The sequence below is a fragment of the Nocardia asiatica NBRC 100129 genome, assembly GCF_000308415.1.
GTDB classification, from domain to species: domain Bacteria; phylum Actinomycetota; class Actinomycetes; order Mycobacteriales; family Mycobacteriaceae; genus Nocardia; species Nocardia asiatica.
Genome location: NZ_BAFS01000257.1, coordinates 1 through 5,519 on the forward strand (window position 1 = coordinate 1; position 5,519 = coordinate 5,519).

The following is a 5,519-nucleotide window of genomic DNA, read 5'->3' on the forward strand; positions in this document are numbered from 1 at the left end:
GCCTTGGGCATCCGCTCGGTGGCCGTCTACAGCGACGCCGACGCCGACGCCCGCCACGTGCACGAAGCCGACGCGGCGGTGCGCCTCGGCCCGGCCCCGCCCGGGAGAGTTACCTAGCGATCGACCGGGTGGTGGCCGCCGCCGTGCGCACCGGCGCGCAAGCGGTGCATCCCGGTTACGGATTCCTTTCGGAGAACGCCGCTTTCGCCGCCGCGCTGGCCGAGGCGGGAATCGTCTTCCTGGGTCCGCCCGCGCGCGCCATCGAGGTGATGGGCGACAAGATCACCGCGAAGAACACCGTGGCCGCGTTCGGCGTCCCGGTCGTGCCCGGCATCGCCACGCCCGGCCTGACCGACGACGAACTGATCGCCGCGGCCGCCGAAGTCGGCTATCCGGTCCTGGTCAAGCCGTCCGCGGGCGGTGGCGGCAAGGGGATGCGGCGGGTGGACGATCCGGCGCGGCTGCCGGAGGCGCTGCGCAGCGCCCGGCGCGAAGCCGCCGCCGCGTTCGGCGACGACACGCTGTTCCTGGAACGGTTCGTCACCCGGCCGCGGCACATCGAGGTGCAGGTGCTCGCCGACCAGTTCGGCAACGTGCTGCACCTGGGCGAGCGCGAATGCAGCCTGCAGCGCCGCCACCAGAAGGTGATCGAGGAGGCGCCCTCGCCGCTGCTGGACGCGGCCACCAGGGCCAGGATCGGCGCCGCCGCCTGCAACACCGCGCGCAGCGTGGACTACGTGGGCGCGGGCACGGTGGAGTTCATCGTCTCCGCCGACCGGCCCGACGAGTTCTTCTTCATGGAGATGAACACCCGCCTGCAGGTGGAGCATCCGGTGACCGAGCTGGTCACCGGCGTGGACCTGGTGGAATGCCAGGTCCGGGTGGCGGCCGGGCAGAAGCTGGCGGTGGCCCAGGACGACATCCGCATGGTGGGGCACGCGATCGAGGCCAGGGTGTACGCCGAGGATCCCGGGCGCGGCTTCCTGCCCACCGGCGGCACCGTGCTCGACCTCGACGAGCCCGAGGGCAACGGCGTGCGGGTCGATTCGGGCCTGCGGATCGGCACGCGCGTCGGCAGCGACTACGACCCGATGCTGTCGAAGGTCATCGCGCATGCCGGCGACCGCGCCGCCGCGCTCGCGCGACTGGATCGGGCGCTGGCCGACACCGTGCTGCTCGGCGTCACCAGCAATATCGAATTCCTGCGCTTCCTGCTGGCCGACCCGGACGTGGCCGAGGGCCGCCTGGACACCGACCTGCTGGACCGGCGGGTGGCCGACTTCCGTCCCGCCGCCGTCGGCGACGACGAATTCGCCGCCGCGGCGGCCTGGCATTGGCTGCGCCGCTGGCCGGCCGCGCCGCGTGATCCCTGGGAAATCCCGTCCGGCTGGCGGATCGGGGCCGACGCGCCCACACCGATCCGGCTCGCGGGCGGCGAGCGGGTCGAGCACGTCTACCTCTCGGGCACGCCCGAGGACGGCGCGGTGCGCGTCGGCGACAGCGAAAGCCGTTCGCTGCGAGCGTCGTTCAGCGACTCCGATCGGTTCGCCGGCGTGCTCACCCTCACCATGGACGGCCTGCGCCGCAGCTACCGGGTCGCCGAGCAGGACGGCCTGCTGTGGGTGGCCGGACCGTCCGGCGGCGCGGCGCTGCGCGAGGTGGCCGAGGTCAACGTGCGCGGCGGTGACGAGCACGTGGGCGACGCCGAGATCCGCTCTCCCATGCCGGGTTCGGTGATCGCGGCACCGGTCGCTTCGGGCGCCGCCGTCGCCGCGGGCGATCCGGTGGTCATCGTCGAGGCGATGAAAATGGAGCACTCGCTCACCGCGCCGGTCGCCGGAACCGTAGAACTATTGGTCGAGCCGGGCGCCCAGGTGCGCCTGGACCAAGTGCTGGCGCGCGTCGTCGCGCGGGCCGAGACGAACCACGCCGAACGAGAAGGAATCCCCACATGACCGACTTCCTGTCCACCGGCACGCTGCCGGAGGAGTACCGGGATCTCGCGCTGACCGTGCGCGACTTCGCACGGTCGGTGGTCGCGCCGGTGGCGGCCGAGCACGACGCGAACCACACCTTCCCGTACGAGGTGGTCGCGGGGATGGCCGAGATGGGCCTGTTCGGCCTGCCGTTCCCCGAGGAGTACGGCGGCATGGGCGGCGACTACTTCGCGCTGTGCCTGGCGCTCGAGGAGCTGGGCAAGGTGGACCAGAGCGTGGCGATCACGCTGGAGGCGGGTGTCTCGCTGGGCGCGATGCCGATCTACCGCTTCGGCGACGACAAGCAGAAGCAGGAATGGCTGCCGCAGCTGACCAGCGGCCGCAACCTCGCCGCGTTCGGGCTCACCGAACCGGGCGCGGGCAGCGACGCGGGCGGCACCAGGACCACCGCCGTCGCCGACGGCGGCGAGTGGATCATCAACGGCAGCAAGCAGTTCATCACCAACTCCGGCACCGACATCACCGTGCTCGTCACGGTGACCGCGGTGACCGGGCAAGCCGGTGGCAAGAAGGAGATCTCCACCATCCTGGTGCCGACCGACACTCCCGGTTTCGTCGCCGAGCCCGCCTACAACAAGGTGGGCTGGAACGCCTCCGACACCCATCCGCTCAGCTTCACCGACGTGCGCGTGCCGGAGGAGAACCTGCTCGGCGAGCGCGGGCGCGGCTACGCGAACTTCCTGCGCATCCTCGACGAGGGGCGCATCGCCATCGCCGCGCTCTCGGTCGGGGCCGCGCAGGGCTGTGTGGACGAGAGCGTGCGCTATGCCAAGGAGCGCGAGGCGTTCGGCCAGGCGATCGGCCGCAATCAAGCCATCGCTTTCAAGATCGCCAGGATGGAAGCGCGGGCGCATGCCGCCCGCACCGCCTACTACGACGCGGCGGCGCTGATGCTGGCGGGCAAGCCGTTCAAGAAGCAAGCCTCCATCGCGAAGCTGGTGGCCAGCGAGGCGGCCATGGACAACGCCCGCGACGCGACACAGATCTTCGGCGGCTACGGCTTCATGAACGAATACGCCGTCGCCCGGCACTATCGCGACAGCAAGATCCTGGAGATCGGCGAGGGCACCACCGAGGTGCAGCTCATGCTGATCGGACGGGAGCTGGGCCTGTGACCCGGCGCGCGGTCGTGCAGCGCGGCCTGTGGTTCGAGGAGTTCGACACCGAGGTGGTCTACGAGCACCGCCCCGGCCGCACCATCACCGAGGCGGACAATGTCCTGTTCACCACGCTGACGATGAACACCCAGGCGCTGCACCTGGACGCCGCTTTCAGCGATCGGCTGCCCCCGTTCAACCAGCGGCTGGTGAACTCGATGTTCACGCTGTCCACGCTGATCGGCCTGTCGGTGGCGCAGCTGACCCAGGGCACCATCGTGGCCAATCTCGGCTTCTCCGAGGTCACGTTCCCCAAGCCGGTGTTCCACGGCGACACCATGTACGCCGAGACCGTGGTCACCGACAAACGCGAGTCCAAGAGCCGTCCGGGCGAGGGGATCGTGACCTTCGCGCACACCGGGCGCAACCAGCACGGCGACGTCATCGCCACGGCCGTCCGCAAGACGCTGGTCCGCAAAGCCCCGGCGGCCCCGGCATGAGCGGTCAGGCCCGGAGGCGGCAGCGCAGCGTCACCACGCAGGGCCCCGCACATGCCGACGAACAACACAGCATGAGCGGTCAGGCCCGGAGGCGGCAGCGCAGCGTCACCACGCAGGGCCCCGCACATGCCCCCCAGGACACAGCATGAGCGGCTGGCAGATGGCGGGTCCGGCCTGGTTGTTCTGCCCGGCCGATCGCCCGGAGCGCTTCGCGAAGGCCGCTGCCGCCGCGGATGTGGTGATCCTCGATCTAGAGGACGGCGTGGCCGCGCCCGACAAGGCGGCGGCGCGCGAGGCGCTGCTGGAGACCCCGCTGGACCCGGAGACCACGGTGGTGCGGGTCAACGCGGCGGGCACCGAAGATCACGCGCTCGATCTGGCGACGCTCGCCGACACCGCTTACCGGCGGCTGATGCTGCCGAAATGCGAGTCGGCCGAGCAGGTGACGGCACTGCCGGATCATGAGGTGATCGCGCTGATCGAATCGCCGCTCGGCGCCCTCACGGTCGGCCAGGCGATGACGGCGCGCAACGCGATCGGCGTCATGTGGGGCGCGGAGGATCTGGTGGCCGGGCTCGGCGGCACCGCGAGCAGGCACGCCGACGGCAGCTATCGCGACGTGGCCCGGCACGTGCGATCCACCACGCTGCTGGCCGCCAAGGCGTACGGCAGATTCGCGCTGGACTCGGTGTATCTGAATATTCGCGATCTGGACGGCCTGCGCGCCGAAGCGGAGGACGCGGTCGCGGTGGGCTTCGACGCCAAGGTCGCGATCCATCCCAGCCAGGTGGCGGTGCTGCGGGCCGCCTACGCGCCCTCGGCAGAAGAACTCGCGTGGGCCAGGCGTGTGCTGGAGGAGGCTCCGAAGCACCGCGGGGTCTTCGCTCTCGAGGGCAGGATGGTCGATGGCCCTGTGTTCCGGCACGCCGAGCAGATCGTGCGGCGCGCCGAGCGCGCCTGATCACCGAGTTCCACAGCCAGGAGGAATGTGATGCAACCACAGTGGGTGCCGACCGAGCAGGATGTCGCCGAGGCCAGGATCACCGACTTCGCGCGATTCGTCGCCGACCGCACCGGGGTGCGCGCGGGCGACTATCACGCGCTGTGGCAGTGGTCGGTCGAGGATCTCGCCGGATTCTGGCATGCGCTGTGGGACTACTTCGAGCTCGGCGACATCGCGGGGGAAGTGCTGGCGAGCGCCGAGATGCCGGGGGCGCGATGGTTTCCCGGCACCCGGCTGAACTATGTGGACCAGGTGATCCGGCAGCTGCGCGCCGACCGGCCCGCGATCAAGGCGGTCAGCGAGGGCGCTCCGGTTCGGGACGTGTCCTGGGCCGAATTGATCGACGACACAGCCGCTTTCGCGCAGACGCTGCGTGCGCTGGGGGTGCGGCCCGGCGACCGGGTGGCCGGGTATCTGCCGAACATCCCGGAGGCGGTGGTCGCGTTCCTGGCCACCGCGAGCATCGGGGCGATCTGGAGCGCCTGCGGGCAGGACTACTCGCCGAAGGCCGCGCTGGACCGGCTCGGGCAACTGGAACCGACCGTGCTGGTCACCGCCGACGGTTACCGTTTCGGCGGCAAGGAGCACGACAAGCGCGAGGACATCGCCGCGTTGCGAGCGGGGTTGGACTCGCTGAAGGGCACCGTCGCGGTCTCCCGGCTGGGGCTGGCGGTACCGGACGCGACCTCGTGGGACGAGGCGATCAGCAGCACCGAGTCGCTGCCGCCGGTGATCACCACCGAATCGGTGGACTTCGACCATCCGCTGTGGATCGTGTTCTCCTCCGGCACTACCGGCCTGCCCAAAGGCATCGTGCACGGCCACGGCGGCGTGCTGCTCGAGCACCTGAAAGCCGTCGCGCTGCAATCGGACATCGGCCCGCAGGACACCTTCTTCTGGTACACCAGCCCGAGCTGGATGA

The 5,519-nt window shown here is 70.6% G+C and carries 4 protein-coding genes and 1 pseudogene; all 5 read left to right on the top strand.

Going from position 1 to position 5,519, the window contains the following annotated elements:
• Window positions 1–1,955 (top strand): annotated as a pseudogene (locus tag ON27_RS24875) (acetyl/propionyl/methylcrotonyl-CoA carboxylase subunit alpha); the annotation flags it as partial.
• Window positions 1,952–3,112, top strand: a complete 1,161-nt coding sequence (locus ON27_RS24880) for an acyl-CoA dehydrogenase family protein (RefSeq protein WP_043732717.1) — start codon at window positions 1,952–1,954, stop codon at window positions 3,110–3,112. The pseudogene ON27_RS24875 and the gene ON27_RS24880, both read left to right, overlap by 4 nt.
• Entirely contained in the window at window positions 3,109–3,594 is a 486-nt protein-coding gene (locus ON27_RS24885) for a MaoC family dehydratase (protein WP_043732720.1), read from the top strand. The genes ON27_RS24880 and ON27_RS24885 overlap by 4 nt, the downstream gene beginning before the upstream one ends.
• 145 nt (window positions 3,595–3,739) lie before the next feature.
• Entirely contained in the window at window positions 3,740–4,555 is an 816-nt protein-coding gene (locus ON27_RS24890) for an HpcH/HpaI aldolase/citrate lyase family protein (RefSeq protein ID WP_043732723.1), read from the top strand.
• 30 nt (window positions 4,556–4,585) lie between these two features.
• The coding region (locus ON27_RS24895; protein ID WP_157227331.1) for an AMP-binding protein at window positions 4,586–5,519 on the top strand (934 nt) is incomplete at its 3' end.

Bases quoted from the DNA above. Each gene is read 5' to 3' on its own strand.
- ON27_RS24880 (WP_043732717.1), top strand. From the start codon at position 1,952: ATGACCGACTTCCTGTCCACCGGCACGCTGCCGGAGGAGTACCGGGAT.
- ON27_RS24890 (WP_043732723.1), top strand. From the start codon at position 3,740: ATGAGCGGCTGGCAGATGGCGGGTCCGGCCTGGTTGTTCTGCCCGGCC.